Genomic DNA, 21,636 nt, shown 5'->3' on the forward strand with positions numbered 1-21,636 from the left:
AACGAAGAAGCAGGCCATGACCAACACCAACTCCGCCGACGGTTTCGCCACTATCTCCGTCGCAGCAATCCTGGCTGAATCGACCAAGAGGAATCCGGACAGCATCGCCCTCGTGGTCGGTGAGGACCAGGTCAGCTACGGAGACCTGTGGAACCAGACCCGCGCCTACGCCGGCGCGCTGCGTGCCCGCGGCATTGGCCCCGGAGACGCCGTCGCCGTCCTGATCCCCAACGTCCCGGACTTCGCACGGGTGTACTACGCCATCCTGGCGCTCGGCGCCATTGTTGTTCCGGTGCACGCCCTGCTCAAGGCCCGCGAAATCGAGTACGTCCTGCAGGACAGCGGTGCCAAGCTGCTGGTGTGCGCCGCGCCGCTGCTCGCGGAGGGTGCCGCAGGCGCCTTGGCTACCGGAATAGACGTGCTGACCGTCATGGCTCCCGACGACGACGGCGGGTTCCCACGGCTGGAAGCGGAAGCCGCCGGCGCCGAGCCGATCCGGACGTACGAACCGTGCCGCCCCTCGGACACGGCCACCATCCTTTACACCTCTGGCACCACGGGCAAACCAAAGGGCGCGTTGGGCACACACTTCGCCCTGGTGGAGCAGACCAGCGTCCTGCTGACCAGCGTGATGGACTTCCGGCCCGGTGACGTCCTTTTCGGCGGCCTGCCGCTCTTCCACACCTTTGGCCAGACCGTCGTCCTCAATACGGGGCTGCGCGCCGGGGCCACCATCGTCCTGATGCCGCGCTTCACCGGCCCGGATGCCCTGAAGTTGCTGGCCCGGCACAACGTCAACATCTTCCTGGGGGTGCCCACCATGTACGTGGCGCTCCTGGAAGCCGCCAAGACCATGCCGGACCGGCCAACGGCGCTGCGGTACGGCATCTCCGGCGGCGCAGCCCTTCCCCTGGCCGTGCTGGACAAGTTCCGCGATGTCTACGGGGTGGAGATCCATGAAGGGTACGGACTGACGGAGACTTCGCCGGTGGCGGCCTTCAACCACGTGGGCACGCAGCCCCGGCCGGGGACCATTGGGGTTCCGATCTGGGGCGTTGACATCGAAATCGCTCGCCCTGAGGTGACAGAGCGGATCGAGCTGCTGCCCAACGGGGAACTGGGCGAGCTGGTGATCCGGGGCCACCTTTTGATGAAGGGTTACCTGAACCGGCCCGAGGCCACGGCGGAGGCGGTAGTGGACGGCTGGTTCCGCAGCGGTGACCTTGGAACCAAGGACGACGACGGCTACCTCACCATCGTGGACCGCAAGAAGGACATGATTATCCGTAACGGGTACAACGTGTATCCCCGGGAAGTGGAGGAAGTCCTGCTGAACCACCCAGCGGTGGTCAGCGCCGCGGTCTACGGCATCCCGGATGACGTCCATGGGCAGGAAATCGTGGCCGCCATCGTGCTGGACGCGGGGGCCAGCGTCTCCGAGGTCGAGTTGGTGGACTTTGCCAGCGCCCAACTCGCTGCGTACAAGTACCCCCGGGTAGTCCGGATCCTCTCCGAATTCCCGCTGGGTCCCAGCGGAAAGATCCTGAAGCGGAAACTGGCCGAGGACCCAACTGAGGCGGGGACCGCCGGGCGCACGGCATGAGAAAACACATTCGTTCCGTGCTTCGGAAAGGACCCAACCTGTGAGCCTGTCCAGCGGTACCGACTACACCACCGTTGACGTTCCGGTGCGGGGCGGGCTTCTCCGAGCCGCGATCTGGGGGCCCCAGGACCCCGCGGTGGCCACCGTCCTTGCCGTGCACGGCGTGACCTCGTCGCACATGCAGTGGGCTGTCCTCGCCGACGCCCTCCCCGGCATCCGCATCATCGCCCCTGACCTGCGCGGACGGGGCCGCAGCAGCAGCCTGCCCGGGCCGTACGGCATGGCCACCCACGCCCAGGACCTGGCAGACCTCCTCGACGCCGTCGCCGTCGGACAGGTACTGGTGTTGGGGCATTCCATGGGCGCTTTCGTGGCAGAGGTCTTCGCCCACCTCCAGCCGCACCGCGTGAGCTCACTCGTGCTGGTCGATGGCGGGCTGCCGCTCCCGGTACCGCCGGGCGTCACCATCCCCCAAGCCATCCAGGCGATCCTCGGGCCAGCCGCGGCAAGGCTCTCCATGACGTTCCCTGACCACGAAACGTACCTGGATTTCTGGCGCAGCCACCCGGCCTTCGCAGACAACTGGAACGACGCCGTCGAAGCCTATGCACGCTATGACCTGCTGGGCACGGCTCCGCAGCTTCGCCCCTCCACCGCCGTCGAGGCCATGACCGAGGACTCCACAGACCTTCTGGCAGGGGAATCAGTTCCCCGCTCACTGGAGAGCCTGTTGCATCCGGCCGTGTTGCTGTGGGCGCCGCGAGGCCTCCGCGACGAGTCCCCCGGACTGTACACACAGGAGACGGTGGACGCCCACCTTCAAGGCCGGCCGTCCGTGCGGGCTGAACTGGTCCCAGACGTTAACCACTACACAATCGTCATGGGCGGTCGCGGAGCGGCGAGGGTTGCCGCAGTGGTCGGTGACGTGCTGGACCAGGAGGTCGTTACGTCCCCCTGACGTACCGGGCCGTTCAGGAATACCGGAAGATTCTCCGCGCGTTCGAGGGGCCGGGACGGCCCGATCCGGGGCAGACTGATGGCATGACACTTGCACCGCTCATCGAACTCAATGACGGCAACAGGATCCCGCAGCTGGGCCTTGGCACTTGGCCGCTGGACGACGAACAGGTGGCGGCCGCCGTCGTCCAAGCTGTGGAAGCCGGGTACCGGCACATCGATACCGCAGTGAAGTACGGCAACGAACGCGGCGTGGGCAACGGCATCCGGGCCAGCGGCGTGGACCGCACCGAACTCTTCATCACCACCAAGCTTGACGGCGAATTCCAGGGCCACGACCGTGCGGTAGCGGGCCTGGAAGGGTCGTTGAAGCGGCTGGGGCTGGACTATGTGGACCTGTTGCTGATCCACTGGCCGCTGCCCGGGAGGGACCAGTACGTCTCCACCTGGCAGACGTTTGAACGGCTGCAGGCGGAGGGCAAGGTCCGCTCCATCGGGGTGTCCAACTTCAAGCCGCCGCACCTCGAACGGTTGATGGCGGAGACCAATGTGGTGCCGGCGGTAAACCAGGTCCAGCTCAGCCCGGCCATCACCCGGTCCGCAGAGCGGGAATTCCATACGCGCCACGGAATTGTCACCGAATCGTACAGCCCCCTGGGCGGCTCGGGGGCAGGTTTGCTGGGCGCCCCTGTCCTTTCCCAACTGGCGGAAAAACACGGGAAAACCCCGGGCCAACTCGTCCTGCGGTGGCACATACAAAACGGATTGGTAACGATTCCAAAGACCGCCTCCCCGGAGCGGATGGCGGAAAATTTGGACGTGTTCGATTTCGCCCTCGACCCGCAGGATCTAGCGGAAATTTCGGTCCTGGACGAGGGCCCCGGGGCAGGCAACGACTCGGACAAAACAGGACACTAAAACCAGCCTGAACTGCACTTTTTCCCGATATGGGGTTGGCATAAAGATAGTAAGCATGATTACTATTAGGGCAGAAGGATGAAGTGCCTCCGGACCTGGAGGCCTCCTCTACTTAGGAAGAGAGCATTCAAATGGGATTTATTGCATTTCTGATTCTCGGACTTATCGCTGGTGCGATCGCTAAGGCGATCCTCCCGGGCAGGCAGGGTGGCGGCTGGGTCATCACCCTGATCCTGGGCGTCGTTGGCGCGTTCCTCGGCGGCTGGCTTGGCGGGATGATCTTCGGCAGTGGACTGCAGGAGTTCTTCTCGATCCAGACCTGGCTGCTGGCGATCGTCGGCTCGCTGATCGTCCTTGCCATCTACGGCATGGTCACCAAGCGCAGCGTTCGCGGATAACTTCGCGGGCAAGCCAGGAAGCCGGCCTGGGGACATCATCCCCGGGCCGGCTTTCATTTTCTCCGGCGACGGGCGCCAGCTGCCCCAGCCGGGACAGATAACCTTCTCGCAGAGCAGGAGTTCATCGTGAAAAACAAGCTTCTTTTGGGTGTAGGCGTTGCCGTTGGTTACGTCCTCGGCTCGCGGTCAGGCCGTGCCGCTTACGACAAGCTGAAGGCCCGCGCTGCCGGTGTTTGGGACAGCAAGCCGGTCCAGGACAAGGTTGCCGTGGCTACGGAAACCATCAAGGGAAAGGCTCCCGAGGTGGCAGACCAGCTTGGGGAAGCCGCGCGCAGGGCGGGCACAGTGATTGGCTCCGCAATCCACCGTGACGGAGCATCCGGCGGGGGCCCTTCCACGGCCGGCGAATCCGGCGGCCTCGGTGGGGACCACATTCCCGCCCACAGCACCCACCCGGAAACCACCAACCTTGGTACTTCCGATGGGAACGGCACGAAGCCCTGATTACCGCTTTCGTTACGAGGTATAGCCGCGTGACAACTGAATGATCGGCCAGTGTGCTACAACTGAATCGCCTTGCCGGCCGTCGCGATCCTTGGGGGACGCGGCGGCTGGCAGTGCTTAAGCCGCCGCTCAGGTTTTCCACATAGGGGTTTTGGGACAGCCATCCTCAACCGCCCCGGCACAACCGGACGTAACGGCTCATGCGCCGGGGGCGCCGTGGAAGGACCCGAACCCAGGAGCCACCAGTCCGGCGGTGAACCGGATCGCCGGAACGCTACCGCCGCACGCTCTCAGCCACTCGTCGCCCGACGACCACAGTCCCATCCAGTTCTTCCGAACGGACCGTCCGGACAGCGAATCCGGCCGCGGCCAGGATTTCGGCGGTGCCGTGTGCCTGACGTGCACTGGTTTCGATGAGTAAATGACCATGGGGAGACAGCCACTGGATGCCCCCAATGGCAACCCGCCGGTGGAAGTCCAGGCCATCAGGACCGCCGTCGAGCGACCCAACAGGTTCGTACAGACGGGCTTCCGGCGGCATGGTGCGGATGGCTTCCGTGGGCACATACGGCGCGTTGACCGCGAGCACCCCCACGCGGCCACGCAGCGCGGGCGGAAGGGCTGCGAACAAGTCCCCCTCATGGACCTGGCCGCCCAGGGGTTCCAAGTTCCGCCGTGCACACCGAACGGCCCCTGGTTCGATGTCCGCAGCATGCAGTTCCACCCCCGGCACCTGGTGCATGATTGCCGCTCCCACGGCCCCGGATCCGCAGCAGAGGTCCACCACGACCGGAGGCGGCAGCTGGGGTCCGTCCGCCAGCAGGGCCAGGGCCTCGTTGACCAGCAGCTCGGTCCGGCGGCGCGGCACAAAGACGCCGGGTTCGACCACAACGCGGCCACCGGCGAATTCCGCCCATCCCAGGATGTGCTCCAAGGGAACGCCCTCCATCCGGCGCTGAACGTTCCGGGAAAGTTCCGGGGGAGTGGAAGCCTCAGCAAGCAAGAGCGAGGCTTCCTGCTCGGCGAAAACACAACCTGCAGACCGCAAAAGAGAGACGATCCGGTCGAAGTCCCGCGGCGGGGACTGGCCGTGAACATCCCGTAGTCCAAGAGGACGCGGAGCAGCGCCTTCCGGGTAGCGGATGGGTGCCTCCACGCCGGCTAGGCCCAGGTCTCCGGAGGGCGCAGGGAGGGGTTCAACGTGGATACAGCCATGACCGCGCCCATCTCCCTTCTGCAACTGCCGGAAATCCCATGCTAATCGGCGGCCCGGCGCACGGGAATGGGGGCAAACCCTTGACAGGATGGGACCATGACCACCGGCACAGCGACCAAAAGTGCAGCCAGCAACATCATTTGGATCGGCACCTACACCCCCGACGGTGGCGGCCGCGCCCAGGGCATCGGCGCTGTCCGCAGCCATGAGGACGGCAGCCTCGAATGGCTGGGTACGGCAGTCGAGGCACAATCGCCGTCGTTCGTAGCCGTCCACCCCACACTGGCGATGGTGTACGCGGCGGCCGAGCAGCGCAGGAAAGTCCAGGGGTACCGCCGGCGCGGCGAATTCGCCCTGGAACCCGCCGGGGAACCGCAGTCGGCAGGGGAGGCCACCTGCCACGTCGCCGTCGACCCGCACGGCCGCTTTGTCACCGCCGCGTGCTGGGGCGACGGGCAGGTCCTCCTCTACGAGCTGGATGCAGACGGCGGCCTGAGCGGGCGGTTCCCCGCCGCACCATCGGTTGATCCCCACGCCGCCCTTGCCCCGGGCAGCCCGAGGCAGAGCCGGGCCCATGCCAGCCTGATGCTGCAGGATGGCCGCATCATGACCACTGACCTGGGTCACGACACCTTGCGCATCTGGACCTACGTGCCGGGCACCGGACTGGTGGCGGACCACGAGGTGGTCCTCCCTTACGGCAGCGGTCCCCGGCACCTGGTGGAGCACCCCACCGGGAACGTCTTCATCGTGTCGGAGTACTCCGTGGAAGTCTTCGTGGTCCGCCCCGAGGCCGGCACCTACGAGCTGGTATTCCGCGGACCCGCGACGGCGGGCGGCAGCAAGGAAGGCGACTCCGCAGCCGAGATCTGCCTGGGTCCCCAGGGAACCTTTGCCTACGCGGGCGTCCGGCTCCAACCTCATCAGCGTCCTGGAAGTTGCCGGGGATGGCACCGAACTGATTCCCGTCAAAGACCTTGCCAGCGGCGGGGACTGGCCGCGGCACCACCTGGTCCGGGGAAATTGGCTGCACGTGGCCCATGAACGCTCCGACAACATCGCCACCTTTGAGTTGGATCCCATCACCGGCCTCCCCGGGCCCCCGGTTTACAACCTGCATACCCCGTCGCCCACCGCCCTGGTGGCCGCTGACTAGCACTGCCGGCCCGCAGAACACCCGGACAGGAGTACCTTCCCAAAACACTGGAGTAATCCAGTGCAAGCGCTTACAGTTGTGACTCGGTTCACAAGGCAGCAGGCTGCCCTTCGAACCCTCCTGCCGCATCCCCATGTCAACGGCACGCCTGTACAGCAGCGCTGCTTCCCAGGAAGGTCTCACCTTGGTATTCCGCACCCCTCCCGGCGCGCCCCCACGCGCCCACCTGCCGGCAAGTCCGGCAGGAACACCGCACCCCTCACGCACCCGGCAATCCCGCAAACGCCTTGCTGGCCGGTCCGCGGCGGGCCTCCTGGCTGCCGCACTCGCCGTTTCCGCAACAGTCCTCCCGGCGCACGCTGCCCCGGCTCCCAATGGTCCAGGTTCCAAGGATCCTGGCGGAAATGGCCAGGCATCCGCATCGGCCCTGCATTCGCTCCGCGGCCCGGTAACGGATGAGAACTTCTACTTCGTCATGGCGGACCGGTTCAGTAACGGCAGTACTGCCAACGACCATGGCGGCCTGGGCCCCGACCCCATGGTTTCCGGCTTTGATCCCACAAAAAAGGGCTTCTACAACGGCGGGGACCTGGCCGGCCTCCGCAACAAGATCGACTACATCCAGGGCCTGGGCACCACGTCGATCTGGCTGACGCCCAGCTTCAAGAACAAGGCAGTCCAGCCTGAGGACAAGTCCGCCGGCTACCACGGCTACTGGGTCACCGACTTCACCCAGATCGACCCGCACCTGGGCACCAATGACGAACTCAAGGCCCTTATTGACGAGGCCCACGCGCGCGGCATGAAGGTGTACTTCGACATCATCACCAACCACACGGCGGACGTCATCGGGTACCAGGAGGGCGACCGCAAAGGCTACGTGTCCAAGGACGCCGTCCCGTATAAAACGGCCACCGGTGAAGCGTTCGATGACCGCGACTACGCCGGCACCGGAACCTTCCCCAAGCTGGACGCAAACACGTCGTTCCCCTACAAACCCGTCCTGGCACCCGGCGAAGAAAACCTGAAGGTCCCCGCATGGCTGAATGACCCCACGCTGTACCACAACCGAGGCGACACCACATTTACCGGCGAGGACTCCATGTACGGGGACTTCTTCGGCCTCGATGACCTGTTCACCGAAAACCCCACAGTGGTGCACGGGATGGAGGACATCTACAAATCCTGGATCGGAGACTTCGGCGTGGACGGCTTCCGGATCGATACCATGAAGCACGTCAACAACGAGTTCTGGCAGGAATTCGGCCCCAACGTCCTCAGCTACGCCAAGGAACACGGCAAGGACGAGTTCTTCATGTTCGGCGAAGTCTTCGACACCAGCAAGAGCTTCACCTCGCAGTTCACCACCCGCAACAAGATGCAGGCAGTCCTGGATTTCCCCTTCCAGGACGCGGCCCGGAACTTCGCGTCCAAGAGCCAGGACGCCAAGGCGCTGCAGACCTTCTTCGCCGGTGACGACTGGTACACTGATGCCGACTCCAACGTCTACGAACTGCCCACCTTCCTGGGCAACCACGACATGGGCCGCATTGGCAGCTTCATCAGCCAGGACAATCCCGCCGCGAGCGACGCCGAGAAGGTGGCCCGGGATGAGCTTGCCCACGAGCTGATGTACTTCTCCCGCGGCAACCCGGTGGTCTACTACGGCGACGAACAGGGCTTCACCGGGCCGGGCGGCGACCAGGATGCACGCCAGACGCTGTTCGCCAGCAAGGTGCCGGACTACCTCGACGATGACCTGCTGGGCACGGACGCCACCCACGCCACCGACAACTTCAACCCGGACCACCCGCTCTACGCCAAAATCAAGGAACTGGCCGCCCTCACCAAGGAGCACCCGGCACTGCGGAACGGCGCCCACCAGCACCGCTATGCCTCCGACGGGCCCGGCATCTACGCCTTCTCCCGCACCGATGCGCAGGACCAGCGCGAATACGTGGTGGCCCTGAACAACAGCGCACAGCCGCAGACCGCACAAGTCCCCACCTACATCGCCAAGCGCAGTTACACGCGCATCTATGGCCAGGGCGCGGACGAGGAAAAGACGTCGGACGACGCCAAGCTGACGGTGACCGTGCCGCCGCTCTCCGCCGTCGTCTACGAATCCTCGGGACGGATACCGCACTCAAAGGCGGCTCCCGCCGTCGCCCTCCGACAGCCGGCCGCAGCGCCCGGTGACAATGGGCGCATCAACGTGACGGCCGACGTCGACGGTTCTTCGTTCTACGAGGTCACCTTCGAAGCAAGGACGGCAGGCGGCGCATGGCAGCCAATCGGCACGGACGACACAGCGCCGTACCAGGTGTTCCACGACGTCGCGGCACTGGATGCCGGCACCCCTTTGGAGTACCGCGCCACCGTGCTGGACAACGGCGGACATACTGCCACAAGCCCAACACGGCCAGCCAGCGTCCCGGCGCCCCTACTAACCCTCCAGAAGCCCGCCGAGGGCAGCAGCGTCCAGGGCAAGGTGGAACTGAGCGCCACCGCCGATCCGGAGAAAGCCAGCAATGTGGTGTCTTTCCAGCGCAGCGTCAACGGCGGGGACTGGACCGCTGTAGGCACCGACTCATCGTCGCCCGTGTATTCCGCAACCGATGACGTTACCGGGCTCGCCGACGGCACGAAGGTCCAGTACCGGGCCGCCATGACCGGCACCAGCTTCAACGTCACCAGCGATATCAGGACCGTCACGGTGGGCCAGGCGCCGCAGCCCGACTCGGTCACGGTGGCGGGATCGCTGAACCAGCCGATGGGCTGCAGCGCGCAATGGGATCCTGCCTGTTCGCAGGCGCGAATGGTCCTGGATCCGGTGGACCGCATCTGGCGGCTGACCGCGGACCTGCCCGCGGGGAAGTACGAATACAAGGCAGCGCTCAACGGCGGCTGGGATGAAAACTACGGTGCCGACGGCCAGTTCAACGGCCAGAACATCGTACTGGACCACCCCGGCGGCCCCGTCACGTTCCGCTACGACAACAGCACGCACCTGCTCAGCGCCGCCTACGCTTCACAGCAGCCCTCCGCTGTGGCGGCAGCGGGAAGCATGGACAGCGAGCTTGGCTGCGCCTCGGACTGGGAACCGACCTGCGGCCGGGCGCAGCTGGCGCTGGACCCGGCAGACCTCGTGTGGAAGCTCACCGTACCGGACCTGCCGGCCGGAAGCTACGAGTTCAAGGCGGCCCTCAATAAGTCATGGGACGTGAGTTACGGGGCCGGCGGGGCTTCTCCCGGGGCCAACATTGTGCTTGAGCACGACGGCGGTCCGGTCACCTTCCGGTACGACCACTTCACACACGTGATCACTGCGGGCTAGGTTAGCTGCCCGAACAGGCACCATGGCCCCGCCGCTTACGGAAGCGGCGGGGCCATGGTGTTTCAGCCGTGATGTTATCGAAAAGCGCTTGGGACCTGCCGGATCACGACTTGCGCAGTGCGCCCTGCACCGCGGCGAGCAGCGCGTTGAACCGCTTGTTGCCGGGAAGGTCGTCCAGGTAAACGGGCCTGCCGTCCGGACCACCCAGCGGCACCTGCCAGTTGGGATACAGGGCCTCGGTGGTTCCTGGCTGGTTCTGGACCCGCCGCTCCCCCACGGCGTCCACCAATGCCACGCCCAGCAGTACCGACGGTGCCTGGGCCAGCAGGAGGTGCAGCGCCTCGATGGTGTGTTCCTCCGCCGACGGCCCCCCTGCTCCGGCCGCGTTCCCCTCAGCGAGGAAACCGCGTTCGCGCAGCAGGGCAAACATCTTCTCCAGCGAGGCGTTGTGCTCGGCGCGTTCCTCCTCTTCAGGCCGCTCCAGCAGCCCCAGCCGGCTCCGCAGGCCCACGTGGTCCCCGGCAAGGTAGCCGGCCGTGGGTGGAAGGTCGTGGGTGTTCACGCTGGCGAGCGCCTGCGTGCGGTACTTTTCGGGCGCAAGGGGCGAATCGCCGTCGTACTCAAACCAAAGGATGGACGTGCCCAGGATGCCGCGGGCCGCGAGGTAGTCACGCACCCATGGTTCGAAGGTGCCCAGGTCCTCCCCGATCACCACGGCACCTGCACGGTGCGCCTCGAGGGCCAGGATCCCGATCAGTGCCTCGTGGTCGTAGCGGACGTAGGCACCGTCCCCCGGCGCATTCCCCTTGGGGATCCACCACAGCCTGAACAGGCCCAGGATGTGGTCCACGCGGATGCCGCCGGCATGCCGAAATACGTTTGCCAGCATGTTGCGGAACGGTTCATAGCCGGCTTCAGCCAGGCGGGCGGGGTGCCACGGCGGCTGGCCCCAGTCCTGGCCCTGCTGGTTGTACATGTCAGGCGGCGCACCCACGCTGGTGTTCGGGGCCAGCACGCCGCGCAACGTCCAGGCGTCGGCACTGTTGTGGTCCACGCCGACGGCGAGATCGTGCACCACACCCAGCCTCATGCCGGATCCGAGCGCGGCACGTTGGGCGTCTTCCAGCTGCTCGTCACAAATCCACTGCAGCCAGCGGTGGAACCCGATCCGGTCCGCCAGCTTCTCCCGGAGGCCCTCCGCGGCCGGTGTTCCGATGGCGCACTCCGGATCCGTCCACAGCGGATCGCCGGGTGCCAGGTCCTCACGGATGGCGGACCACAGCGCAAAATCCTCCAGACCCTTGCCGGAGATGCGGCAGAACTCGTCGAACGCGGCCTGCCGGGCGGGCGAACGCCGCGTGTGGTACAGCATCTCCAGGGCCTGCAGCTTCGCAGCGTAGACGGCGTTCCGGTCCAGCCGCACACCGTCCTTGTTCAGCCCTGCCACTTCCTCGTGCAGCTTTTCCAGGGCCGCGCGTTTCCGCGGCCGGAGGTACGCCAGCTCGGGGACGGCCTCGATGCGGATGTACAGGGGGTTGAAGAACCGGCGGGTGGACGGTGAGTAGGGCGAAGGCTGGACGGGCGGAATGGGCTCGGCGGCGTGCAGCGGGTTGACCAGGACGTAATCGGCGCCCCGCGAGCCGCTGATTGCGGCCAGGTCCGCCAGGTCCGCGAAATCTCCGATGCCCCACGACCGCCTTGAGCGGACCGAATACAGCTGCGTGGCCAGCCCCCAGCCGCGCCGCTCCTCAAAGGGTTGTGCAGTAGCCAGCCGGGCCGGCGTGACCACCAGGGTGGCTGTGGCCGTGGCGCCTTCCGATGCCGCGTGCAGGGTATGCCAGCCCAAAGGCAGGTCCTCAGGAAGCGAGAACGTGGCCCGTCCGGTGGAGACGCCGTCCACCTCCCGGGGCTGGATCCAGACATCCTGCTGGAGCGCCTCCCGGGATCCGGCGCCCCCTTCGAGGGTGATTTCCAGGCTCGCGATGGCCCCATCCCGTACATGGACCGGGACCTGCGCCGGTTCGCCCTGCCTGATGACGACGGCGGGCGGGAGCATCCGCCGCCAGGGCGCCAGTTCGGCCTCGGCCAAGGCAGCCTCGATGTGCTGGTTGGTGTGCGCCTCAACTCCCAGCGCGGCCAGCACCTTGATCAGCGTCGACTGGGCGACGGAGTGGGGAAGGCCGTCCCAGCCCTGGAACGACGTGCCCACGCCATGGGCGTCGGCCAGCTGCTGCAGCAGGTGCGGATCCACCGGGCCGGGGGCAGCGGCTGGGGGGTCAGCGGGCATCGTTGGCCGTGCTGCGTGCTGCTGGTCTGAAGCCGTCATGGGTGTCCGCCTCGTCTGTGATGGTCCCGGAACTTACAGTGCTGCCTGTCATGCCGGGCGCTCACACCCCAGTGCACAACCGTTGGTTCAGATTATTGCAGTGCGGCGCAGAGGCGAAACCCAGCCGGCATACGGGCATGTCAGGACAGGTTTTTGGAGTGGATCCGGGCTCCTACGGATCGAAGTGCGTGCCCGGCCGTCCTGTGGCCTTGCCGGCCGGGCGCCACAAAACGTCATCCCCCGCCGCACCGGTTACTCCATGCGACGAAAAGAGAAGGACTAAAACGGAAATCTGCTGCGGCCGGCCGGATCTGTGTAGCGTCGTGACGATCCAGGGCACGGCAACTAAATGGAGGAGACCGGAGATGAGCCTGAGCGAACTGCGGGTGTTCGGACGGTCGGGAACCCCCATCAGTCCACTCACCCTTGGGACCATGAATTTCGGCGAGGGAACCGGCAACGGCCAGGGCGCCCCCACCGGGCCGGATGAGGGCATCCGCATTATCCATTCAGCATTGGACGCCGGCATCACGGCGATTGATACAGCTGACGTCTACTCGCAGGGCGAATCGGAGCAGGTGGTGGGCCGCGCACTGCGCGGCCGCCGGGATGACGTCTTCCTGGCCACCAAGTTCCACGGCCAAATGAGCCCCAACCCAGCGCACTCCGGCAACTCGAGGCGGTGGATCACCCAAGCAGTGGAGGGCAGCCTCCGCCGGCTGCAGACGGACCGCATCGATCTGTACCAGGCGCACCGGCCGGACTACAACACTGACGTCCTGGAAACCATCACCACCCTGAATGACCTGATCCGCCAGGGAAAGATCTTGTACTACGGAACTTCGGTATTCACGCCGGCGCAGCTCGTCGAGGCGCAATGGCTTGCCACCACCAACCACCTGATCCCTCCGCTGGGAAACCAGGTTCCGTATTCCATGCTGGTCCGGGGCAATGAGCGCGATGTGCTGCCCATCGCCCAGCAGTACGGCTTGGGCGTCCTTGCCTATGGCCCCTTGGCGGGCGGGTGGCTTTCCGGCAGCTTCGCCCTGGAATCAGGCAAGCCGCGAACGCGGGTGCACACGCTGCCGGGCCGGTACGACCTGTCCGGGCCATCCAGCGAGCGGAAACTGCTTGCCGCAGACTCGTTGGCCCGTCTGGCGGACAAGCTGGAGATGTCCCTGGTGGACCTGGCCGTGGGGTTTGCCCTGGCCCACCCCGCCATCAGCAGCGTGATCATTGGCCCGCGCACCGAGGAGCACCTCCAGGCGTACCTCCGCGCGGCGGACGTCCACCTGGGCGAGACGGTACTCGACGCCATCGACGACCTGGTGCCCCCGGGCACCAACTTCGTGGAGCGGGACGCGGGCGCCATTGTGCCATCCATCGAGTTCGCGGAATTACGACGACGGTAGCCGGCTTCTGCGGGTCACAGGACCCAGGTGCCATGCATCGACTACCGCTGGGAGAAACGGCTGGGCGGCTTCCGCAAACTGCTTCCGGGCTCTCCGGATACGGCCCTCCGCAATGAGTCGTTCCGCGCGTATGTCGGCTATCTGCGCAGCGAGGATTTTGCGGCTGCCGCTGCTGAGCTGGTTGTACTACGACGTCCCCGAGTGAACGTGGGATTGGTGGCGTTGAGGCTATTGACTAAGCGATAGAAGGCTCCTACGGTCGATACCGTTACAGCCTCCCAGGGAAAACAGGGGCCCGCCATGCCAATGTCCGATGAGGAGCGACGCCTGCTCAAGGAGCTGGAACTGGGGTTGATCGCGGACGATCCCCACCTGGCCATGGAGCTGCTGTCCGGGTACCCGGCGCGGCGATTCCCCGCGGGCCTGCTCCCGGGGATGGCGGCGGCGCTGGTTGGCGTAGTGCTCATCGTTGCAGGTGCCGGGATCCCGGCGCCTGGCGCGGTGGTGCTAGGGATTCTTCTGCTGGGGCTGGGCGCCTGCCTGCTGCTGGGCCAGACGGTGTTGGCCCGGAGCGCGGGGCGGCAACACACCGGCTGATCCTGCCGTGGTCCATGGCGTTGGACGGGTACGTGGAGCCAGGATGAAGAGGCTGCCCAGGACGACGGCGGCGCCAAGCCAGCCAAGTGCGGTCAGACGTTCGCCCACCACGAGTACGGCCAGTACAGCAGCCACCACGGTTTCCAGCAGGGAGATGCTGGTGGCTGTGCTCGCCCCCACCCGGGCCAGGCCCCAGCCGAACAGCACGTACCCGGCAAACATCGGCACCACTGCCATGTAGGCACCCACACTGATGTTGCCCCAGGAGTCCAGCAGCGGGGCGCCCGTCACGGCGAGGACAGGCATCAGGAGGACTCCGCCCAGTCCGAAAATGCTGCCCATGGCGGCCCTGGAAGTGACGCCTTGGCCGGTCAGGCGGTGTGCCGTCCAGGAGTACAGGGCGTAGGTGGTGCCTGCCAGGAGCCCAAGGAGGAGTCCCGCCGTCGAACTCCAATCCCCAGCCGCCGGCGCAGCGGTTGCCGGAGTTGATCCTGACGGCGCATGCCCGGCAAAGGACAGCAGCGCGGCTCCGCCGACTCCCAGCAGTGCCCCAAGCATCCATCGCCGACGCAGCGGTTTCCTGTCCACGAGGCGCTCAATGAGGGCTGCCGCGACGGGGGCAGAGCCGATCGAGACGACGGTTCCCACTGCCACGCCGGAAAGGTGCATCGAGCTGTAGAAGGCCAGGGGATAGACGGCCACCGCCGCAGCCCCGAGTGAAACCGGGCGCCAGCGGCGGAACAGGCTGCCTGACTGGGCGGCGACGTGCCGTGCGGCGAAGAGCGCCTGCAGCAGCCCACCCAGCCCCATCGCCACGGCTCCGACTGCCAGCGGGCTAACGCCGTGCGCGAAGGTGGCAGCTGTGCCCGTGGTGCCCCACAGGACCGACGCCGCCACCACCGACAATGCTCCCCACAGTTGCGCCTTCGGGTGGGTCTGGCTGGTGTTCACAGGGCGTCCAGCATCTGTCTGGCGATGCGTCTGGCCTCTTGAAGCGGACCGTCATTGCCTTCCAGGCCGGCCCTGGCCATGGCACCCTCCAGCAGGAACGCGAGGTGCGCGGCTGTTCCGGCGGCCTGTTCTTCCCGGCCCAGCAACAGCCCTGCCACGTGCCCCTCAAGGAGTTGCTGCACTTCTTCCTTGTGGCGGCGCACAGCGGCCCTGCCGGGGTCGCCTGCGGGCAGTTCCGCCGCGGCGTTGAGCAGCCCGCAGCCCCGGAAACCGTACTCGTAGGCGAAGTTGGCGTGGTCCAGGTACGCGTCGAAGACCGCCAGGACTTGGTCGCGCGGTGTCTGCGCCGTGTCCAGCCGCCGGCGGTACAGGCCCAGCCATTCCTCATGCCTGGCCTCAAGGTAGGCGGCCACCAGGTCCGCTTTGGAGCTGAAGTTGTTGTAGAGGCTCTTCTTTGCCACTCCCGCTTCGGCAGTGAGGGTGTCGATTCCCGTGGCGGCGACGCCGTGGGCGTAGAAGAGGCGCGCGGCAGCGTCGAGCAGGAGCTCGCGGGCAGGGCGGCGGGCAGAAGTCGGGAGGGCTGACGCAGCCACGGGCGCTCCTTTCAGGAGAGGGGTAGGTAGACCAGTCTACCTACCCCTCTCCTGTGCCCTGAACTCACGCGGTCCGGACATCCTCCGGTGGAGAAAGCGGTCCAGCCCCAAAGCCGAGGAGCACCTTGCCGGAGGTGGTGGAGTCTTTGGCGACCTCGAACGCGTGCAGGGCCTGGGCGAGGGGGTATTCGTGGGTGATGACGGGCCCGATGTGCAGGGAGCCGTCCGCGAGGGCGGCGATCACCTGGTCGATCTCGTCGTTGAAGCGGAACGAGCCTCTGAGGTCAAGTTCGCGGGTGATGGCCAGCGAGATGGGCACCGGCTGCATGCCGGTGGGCAGCAGGCCCACCATGACGACGGTCCCGCCGCGGACCGCACCGTTGATGGCGGAGGCGAGGCCGTGGTGGTTGCCGGAGGATTCGATCACGACGTCGGCCTCGACGGCGGCGATGGCTGCGGTGTCCGCGGCGTTGATCACCTCATCCGCGCCCACGGCCGTGGCGATCTCCAGCGGCCTGGCGTGGAGGTCGACGGCGGTGATCCGGGCCGCGCCGGCGCGCTTGAGGACGGCGACGGCAAGGGCGCCGATGGGCCCGGACCCGACGACCAGCGCGGTTTTCCCGCGCACGTCCCCGGCCCTGGCGACGGCGTGCCAGGCGACGGAGGCCGGTTCAATCAGGGCGGCGGTACGCAGGTTGATGCCGTCCGGCAGGGGCCGGAGCATCCGCACCGGCAGGTTCACGTACCGGCTGAACGCGCCGTCGGTGTGCGGGTAGCGGGCGGCGCTGCCCAGGTAGGTGCAGCCCGGGGACCGGTTGGGCCGGTCCGCCGGGTAGCGGGCCGCCCCGGGACCGGGAGTTGCCGGGTGGACGGCGACGGCGGTCCCGGCCGCTGGCCCTGCGCCGTTTGCGGCCGGGCGCACCACCACCCCGGAAATCTCGTGGCCCAGGACCAGCGGCGCCTTCAGGATGGACTCCCCCGCCGCACCGTGCAGCCAGTAGTGCAGGTCGGAGCCGCAGATCCCGCCGTAGTGGACCTCGACCACCGCTTCGTCGGGTGCGGGCCGGGGCAGCGGGACCTGGTCGATCCGCAGGTCACCGGCCGCGTGTGCCACCAGCGCCGGGCCGGTCGCGGGCAATTCAAGATCAAGGGCCGCAGCCATCAGACCACCACCGTCATTCCGCCGTCGATGAAGATGGTCTGCCCGTTCACGAAATTGGACCCGTCCGAGGCCAGCCACACCACGGGACCGGCAAGGTCCTCCACAGTGCCCCACCGGTGCGCCGGCGTCCGTCCCAGGATCCAGGAGTTGAACTCCTCATCATCCACCAGGTTCTGCGTCATCTCGGTATGGATATAGCCCGGCGCAACAGCATTGATCTGCAGCCCGGATGCCGCCCACTCGGCCGTCATCGCACGGGTCAGGTTCCGCAACCCACCCTTAGCAGCTATGTACGGGGCGATGGTCGGCCGGGCCAGGTCGGCCTGGACCGAGCAGATGTTGATGATCTTCCCCCGGCCCCGGGTGATCATGTGCCGGGCAGCCTCCCGGCCCACCAGGAACGCACTGGTCAGGTCCGTGGAGAGGACCCGTTCCCAGTCCGCCACATCCAGATCCAGCATCGGCACCCGGTGCTGGATCCCGGCGTTGTTCACCAAAATCTCCAGCGGACCCACGTTCTCCTCGATCCAAAGGATGCTGCGGGCGGCAGCGTCGTCGTCCGTGACGTCGAACGCCACACTGTGGACCCGGCCCGGCGGGAAATCAACTCCCAACGCGGCCTCGGCGTCCTTGAGCCGCTCCTCATTGACGCCGTTCAGCACCACCGTCGCGCCGGCGTCGGCCAACGCCCGGGCAAGCGCCGAACCGATACCCCGGCTGGAACCCGTCACCAGGGCAACGCGCCCCGTCAGATCAAAAAGCCCTGTCATGTCCTGGTTACTTCCTCTTCATCGTTGATTCGTGCCACGGCCTGCATCAGATCCCGGCGACCCTCAAAACGGCCCCCGCTGGAACGGTCCCTGCTGCACCAGGTTGGCCGGGGTCTGGCCGGCGGCCAGCGCCCCGAGCTGCTGTTTCAGGAGGTTCAGGATCCGGGGCTCGAAGGCCGAAGCGTTCCCGCCCACGTGCGGGGTGATAAGCGCGTTCTCCGCGGACCACAGCGGGTGCCCGGCGGGCAGCGGCTCGGGATCGACCACGTCGATGGCGCACTGCAGCCGGCCGGACACCACTTCCCGGGTCAGGGCCTCCGTGTCCACCACGGCGCCGCGGCCCACGTTCACCACCAGCGCACCGTCGGGCAGGGCGGCCAGGACATCCCGGCCCACCAGGTGGTGCGTGTCCTCGTTCAGGGGCAGGACGGAGACCAGGATGTCGTGCTCCGCGGCCAGGGCCGTCAGTTCCTCCGGGCCATGGACCGGTCCGTCAGCGTCCGTGCGGGCCGTGCTTCCCACCCGGGTGATGCTGACTTCGAAGGGCTCCAGGCGTCGCGCGACTTCCTTGCCGATCCCGCCGACGCCCAGCAGCAGGACCTTCCGGTCCGCCAGGGACTGGCGGCGCTGCGGCTTCCAGCTTTCAACCTGCTGGTCCTTGACGGCCTGGTCGATGCCCCGCAGCCTGGCCAGGATCAGGCCCACGGCCAGCTCGGCGGTGGCAGCTGCGTGGACGCCTGAGGCGTTCGCCACCGCGGCGCCCGGCCCGGCAGCCTCGCAGACGCCGTCGTACCCTGTCGACTGCGTCTGCACGAACCTAAGGCCCGCGACCTTGCCCAGGGACCCCAGCACCGCCCCCGCGTTGAGGTAGGGCAGGATGACGCCGTCGATGCCACCCAGCTCCTCCCCCGGCTCGTCCTTCATCTCCCACACCACGCCCCGTAGCCCTTCGGGAAGTGGCGAGAGGTCGGCCAGGAGCTGGGAATCCGGGAAACTGACGGTGTGCACGGGCTGCATTGGTTGGGACCTATCGGTTGTAGCGGAAATGTGGTGCTGTCCGGGGTGTCAGCCGTTCTGCCCGCGGCGGTCGAAGATCAGGCCGCCGGGACCTGGAAGGTGGGCATAAGCTCAAGCATGCCAAAACTCACGTGACGCGGGGTCTCAAAAGCGTAATCAAGGGCTTTAACAATGTCATCAGTCAGTAAACCCGAACCATGTCCGCGATACTGGCCAGCACTGCCAAACAGTGCTGGGATAGTCCTTGGGCAGGGACTATGAACGCGGCTGGAGGCGATGGGCATGGCTTCACTCGAAGGACGGATTGCGCTGGTGACAGGGTCGGGAGGCGGCATTGGCAGCGCCATAGCCGCCGGACTTGCGCGTGAAGGTGCCCTCGTCGTCGCGGTGGGGCGCTCCGCCGCGCGGGCTGCGGACGCTGTGCAGGCCATCCGCGCCGCAGTCACGGCGGCCCCCGTGGAGCCCCTTGCCTGTGACCTGTCCGACCAGGCGTCCCTCAGGGCCGCCACGGCAGAATTCCTGTCACGCCATGACCGGCTTGACGTACTGGTGAATACGGCCGGCGTCTTCCGCAGGGAACGGCATGTAACCGCGGACGGCCTGGAGCTCACCTTCGCCACGAATGTCATGTCCTATTTCCTGCTGACCAATCTCCTCCTCGACGCGCTCAAGCGTGGCGCGGCCGCAAACGGAACGGCGCGGATCGTGAACCTCGCTTCGAAGTACGGCAACGTCCGGCTCAACTTCGACGACCTCCAGACCGCTACCGGCAAGTACAGTTTCCTGCGCTCCACGCCGCCCACCATGCTGGGCCGGGTGCTCCTCACGCAGGAGTTCGCCGAGAGGCTCCACGGTTCAGGAGTGGTGGCCAACGCCGTCCATCCGGGACTCGTGAAGGACACGTCGCTGCTGTTGGATATCGGGGGCCCGTTCCGCTGGCTCACCAACACGTTTGGCAAGAGCACGGAACAAGCAGCGGACACGCCCCTGTGGCTGGCCACGGCGCCCGAAACGGCGGCGGTATCGGGCAGGCTGTGGTCCAAGCGCAAGCAGCTGCCAACCCCCGGCATGGGTTCTGACCCGGAGGCACGACGGCGGCTCTGGGCTGAGTGCGCGCGTCTCGCCGGCTTCGGGTGACTCCGCGGAAGGCCTGTCGTGCGGCGCGTGGGGACCCTCCGTCGTCGAAAATTCTTGCCGGGAATTAGTTGCGCCCATCCGGCGTTGTCGATCTGTCCGGAACATTCTGGACATCAGCAGCTGGACAGGAGAACACACCACATGTCAGTTGACTACGACGCTCCGCGGGTGGCTCCGGAGGAAGAGCCGAACGTCGCCCTGGAGGAGCTGAAGTCCGATAAGTCCGGCCGACGTGAGGCCGCTCCCGACATGGACGAATCGGACCTCGCGGACGGCTTCGAGCTGCCCGGCGCAGACCTCTCCAACGAGGAACTCCTCATCCAGGTGGTCCCTGTGCAGGCAGACGAATTTACGTGCATGTCCTGCTTCCTGGTGCACCACCGCAGCCAGTTGGCCCGTGAGAAGGACGGCAGGAAGTACTGCAAGGAATGTGAGGGCTAGCAGGGGGACCTTGGCCGGCCAGGTTCGGTTTTCAACTAATGGAATCCGGCCTCGTGGCCGGAGCGCGCGCCAGCCATGATGTAGGTCACGCTCCGGCAAGGGCCGGCCGACTGGCAAGAAGTAAACCATGTCCCTCAGCGTTAAGGAAATGAACAAGCAGCTCCTGGTGGCCAACGCGCTGCCCGGCGAGGCGGTCCCGTATTACATGGCCTCGGGCGGAGGTGCGCGAATGAAACTGGTTCGGCGGCCACGGCACGCTGGCTAAGGAATTAGGGCACCGGGCTTGAACCTGACGTCGCGTCAGGTCCTACGGTTGGCGGTATGGAGGATTTCGAAGAACCCCGCTGGAGCATCGGCGAGCTGGCCGCGGCAACGGGCGTTACTGTCAGGGCGCTGCACCACTACGACAGCATCGGGCTGCTCCGGGCAGGCGAGCGGACCGCGGCCGGCCACCGTCGCTATACGGAGCAGGATCTGCGGCAGCTCTACAGCATCCGGTCCCTGCGCAGCCTGGGAATGCCGCTTGGCGACATCGCCATGGTGCTGGGCGGATCGGACCGGGGTCCGGAGTCCCTGCAGAAGCTGCTGCTGCGGCAGCTTGATGCCTTGGGCGGACAGGCCCTGCAGCTGGAGCAGCTCCAGCGGACCATCCGGGAACTGCTGGACCGCCTCAACGGAAACGGGGACGCTGAGCCCGCCTACTTCATGACCGTACTGGAAAGGATGAGCATGTTTGAGAACTACTTCACGGAGGACCAGCGCCGGGAACTCGACGGGCAGCGTGCCCGCTTGGGCCAGGAAGCCACGGAGGACTCACGGAACGAGTGGGTGGGCTTGGTTGAGGAGGGCCTGCGCCAGGTCGACGGCGGTGTCCCCGCCACCAGCGTCGAAGCAACGGGACTGGTGAGCCGCTGGGATGAGCTGGGCTCCCGTTTTCACAGCAGCGAGGGCACCAAGGCGGCAGCCCGCTCCATGTGGAGCGAGAACAGCGCCGAGCTGAGCAGCGCGTTGCCCTGGACCGCTCAACAAATGCAGGCGCTGCTGGCGCACCTGCAGGAAGCGCGGAAGGCAGCCCAGGACAGCGCAGCCCAGGACACGGCGGAGGGCGGGGACGTCAGCTGACGACCCCGCCTTGCCTGGC

20 protein-coding genes and 1 pseudogene are annotated in these 21,636 nt (G+C 66.6%); 14 read left to right on the forward strand and 7 right to left on the reverse strand.

The window, feature by feature from the left end; translation table 11 throughout:
• Positions 1-16: 16 nt before the first annotated feature.
• The 5 genes from J7I84_RS15885 (at position 17) to J7I84_RS15905 (ending at position 4,380) form a co-directional block, all read left to right on the forward strand.
• A complete protein-coding gene (locus J7I84_RS15885) occupies positions 17-1,603 on the forward strand; it encodes a long-chain fatty acid--CoA ligase (protein WP_214945612.1) in 1,587 nt (528 codons plus the stop codon).
• Between the two features lie 40 nt (positions 1,604-1,643).
• Positions 1,644-2,561, forward strand: a complete 918-nt coding sequence (locus J7I84_RS15890; RefSeq protein WP_311381153.1) for an alpha/beta hydrolase — start codon at positions 1,644-1,646, stop codon at positions 2,559-2,561.
• An 83-nt stretch (positions 2,562-2,644) separates the two neighbouring features.
• Positions 2,645-3,478, forward strand: coding sequence for an aldo/keto reductase (locus J7I84_RS15895; protein WP_214945513.1), 834 nt, complete (start codon positions 2,645-2,647; stop codon positions 3,476-3,478).
• Positions 3,479-3,609: 131 nt separating this feature from the next.
• Positions 3,610-3,876: a GlsB/YeaQ/YmgE family stress response membrane protein gene (locus J7I84_RS15900; RefSeq protein ID WP_214945514.1), complete on the forward strand. Its 267-nt coding sequence runs from the start codon at positions 3,610-3,612 to the stop codon at positions 3,874-3,876.
• Positions 3,877-4,002: 126 nt separating this feature from the next.
• Positions 4,003-4,380, forward strand: coding sequence for a YtxH domain-containing protein (locus tag J7I84_RS15905; protein WP_214945515.1), 378 nt, complete (start codon positions 4,003-4,005; stop codon positions 4,378-4,380).
• 274 nt (positions 4,381-4,654) lie between these two features.
• Here J7I84_RS15905 and J7I84_RS21625 read toward each other — a convergent pair whose 3' ends face one another.
• On the reverse strand, positions 4,655-5,428 hold the full coding sequence (locus J7I84_RS21625; protein ID WP_285291236.1) for a putative protein N(5)-glutamine methyltransferase: 774 nt from the start codon (positions 5,426-5,428) through the stop codon (positions 4,655-4,657).
• A 264-nt stretch (positions 5,429-5,692) separates the two neighbouring features.
• Between J7I84_RS21625 and J7I84_RS15915 the strand changes: the two are divergent.
• Both J7I84_RS15915 and J7I84_RS15920 read left to right on the forward strand, forming a co-directional pair.
• Positions 5,693-6,752 (forward strand): annotated as a pseudogene (locus J7I84_RS15915) (lactonase family protein).
• A 133-nt stretch (positions 6,753-6,885) separates the two neighbouring features.
• Entirely contained in the window at positions 6,886-10,089 is a 3,204-nt protein-coding gene (locus J7I84_RS15920; protein ID WP_251046696.1) for an alpha-amylase family glycosyl hydrolase, read from the forward strand.
• Between the two features lie 103 nt (positions 10,090-10,192).
• Here J7I84_RS15920 and malQ read toward each other — a convergent pair whose 3' ends face one another.
• Positions 10,193-12,415, reverse strand: coding sequence for a 4-alpha-glucanotransferase (malQ, locus tag J7I84_RS15925; RefSeq protein WP_214945517.1), 2,223 nt, complete (start codon positions 12,413-12,415; stop codon positions 10,193-10,195).
• Between the two features lie 365 nt (positions 12,416-12,780).
• On the opposite strand from malQ, the gene J7I84_RS15930 reads away from it, so the two are divergent.
• From J7I84_RS15930 to J7I84_RS15940, 3 genes are read left to right on the forward strand one after another with little or no spacing between them, the layout of a single operon-like run.
• The gene (locus tag J7I84_RS15930) at positions 12,781-13,827 is read left to right on the forward strand and encodes an aldo/keto reductase (RefSeq protein ID WP_214945518.1); all 1,047 of its coding nucleotides are present in this window, start codon (positions 12,781-12,783) and stop codon (positions 13,825-13,827) included.
• Positions 13,828-13,854: 27 nt separating this feature from the next.
• Positions 13,855-14,073 carry a DUF488 family protein gene (locus J7I84_RS15935; protein WP_214945519.1) on the forward strand — a complete coding sequence of 73 codons (219 nt, stop codon included), beginning with the start codon at positions 13,855-13,857 and terminating at the stop codon, positions 14,071-14,073.
• 54 nt (positions 14,074-14,127) lie between these two features.
• Entirely contained in the window at positions 14,128-14,424 is a 297-nt protein-coding gene (locus J7I84_RS15940) for a DUF3040 domain-containing protein (RefSeq protein ID WP_251046697.1), read from the forward strand.
• Here J7I84_RS15940 and J7I84_RS15945 read toward each other — a convergent pair.
• The 5 genes from J7I84_RS15945 to J7I84_RS15965 form a co-directional block, all read right to left on the reverse strand.
• Positions 14,335-15,375 (reverse strand): DMT family transporter, encoded by a 1,041-nt coding sequence (locus J7I84_RS15945; RefSeq protein WP_311381154.1) that lies wholly within the window; start codon positions 15,373-15,375, stop codon positions 14,335-14,337. The genes J7I84_RS15940 and J7I84_RS15945 overlap by 90 nt on opposite strands.
• Entirely contained in the window at positions 15,372-15,968 is a 597-nt protein-coding gene (locus J7I84_RS15950) for a TetR/AcrR family transcriptional regulator (RefSeq protein ID WP_214945520.1), read from the reverse strand. Before J7I84_RS15950 ends, J7I84_RS15945 begins: the two co-directional genes overlap by 4 nt.
• A gap of 64 nt (positions 15,969-16,032) precedes the next feature.
• The gene (locus J7I84_RS15955) at positions 16,033-17,130 is read right to left on the reverse strand and encodes an L-idonate 5-dehydrogenase (protein WP_214945521.1); all 1,098 of its coding nucleotides are present in this window, start codon (positions 17,128-17,130) and stop codon (positions 16,033-16,035) included.
• Positions 17,130-17,900: an SDR family oxidoreductase gene (locus J7I84_RS15960; protein WP_214945522.1), complete on the reverse strand. Its 771-nt coding sequence runs from the start codon at positions 17,898-17,900 to the stop codon at positions 17,130-17,132. The genes J7I84_RS15955 and J7I84_RS15960 overlap by 1 nt, the downstream gene beginning before the upstream one ends.
• A 63-nt stretch (positions 17,901-17,963) precedes the next feature.
• Positions 17,964-18,917: a 2-hydroxyacid dehydrogenase gene (locus tag J7I84_RS15965; protein WP_214945523.1), complete on the reverse strand. Its 954-nt coding sequence runs from the start codon at positions 18,915-18,917 to the stop codon at positions 17,964-17,966.
• Between the two features lie 282 nt (positions 18,918-19,199).
• On the opposite strand from J7I84_RS15965, the gene J7I84_RS15970 reads away from it, so the two are divergent.
• The 4 genes from J7I84_RS15970 (at position 19,200) to J7I84_RS15985 (ending at position 21,617) form a co-directional block, all read left to right on the forward strand.
• Positions 19,200-20,054 carry an SDR family NAD(P)-dependent oxidoreductase gene (locus J7I84_RS15970; protein WP_251046698.1) on the forward strand — a complete coding sequence of 285 codons (855 nt, stop codon included), beginning with the start codon at positions 19,200-19,202 and terminating at the stop codon, positions 20,052-20,054.
• 141 nt (positions 20,055-20,195) lie between these two features.
• The gene (locus J7I84_RS15975) at positions 20,196-20,495 is read left to right on the forward strand and encodes a DUF4193 domain-containing protein (protein WP_214945525.1); all 300 of its coding nucleotides are present in this window, start codon (positions 20,196-20,198) and stop codon (positions 20,493-20,495) included.
• A gap of 127 nt (positions 20,496-20,622) precedes the next feature.
• The gene (locus J7I84_RS15980; RefSeq protein ID WP_214945625.1) at positions 20,623-20,760 is read left to right on the forward strand and encodes a hypothetical protein; all 138 of its coding nucleotides are present in this window, start codon (positions 20,623-20,625) and stop codon (positions 20,758-20,760) included.
• A 56-nt stretch (positions 20,761-20,816) separates the two neighbouring features.
• Entirely contained in the window at positions 20,817-21,617 is an 801-nt protein-coding gene (locus tag J7I84_RS15985) for a MerR family transcriptional regulator (RefSeq protein WP_214945526.1), read from the forward strand.
• Positions 21,618-21,636 lie beyond the last annotated feature (19 nt).

Source organism: Arthrobacter sp. ISL-85, assembly GCF_018613675.1.
Classification (GTDB): domain Bacteria; phylum Actinomycetota; class Actinomycetes; order Actinomycetales; family Micrococcaceae; genus Arthrobacter.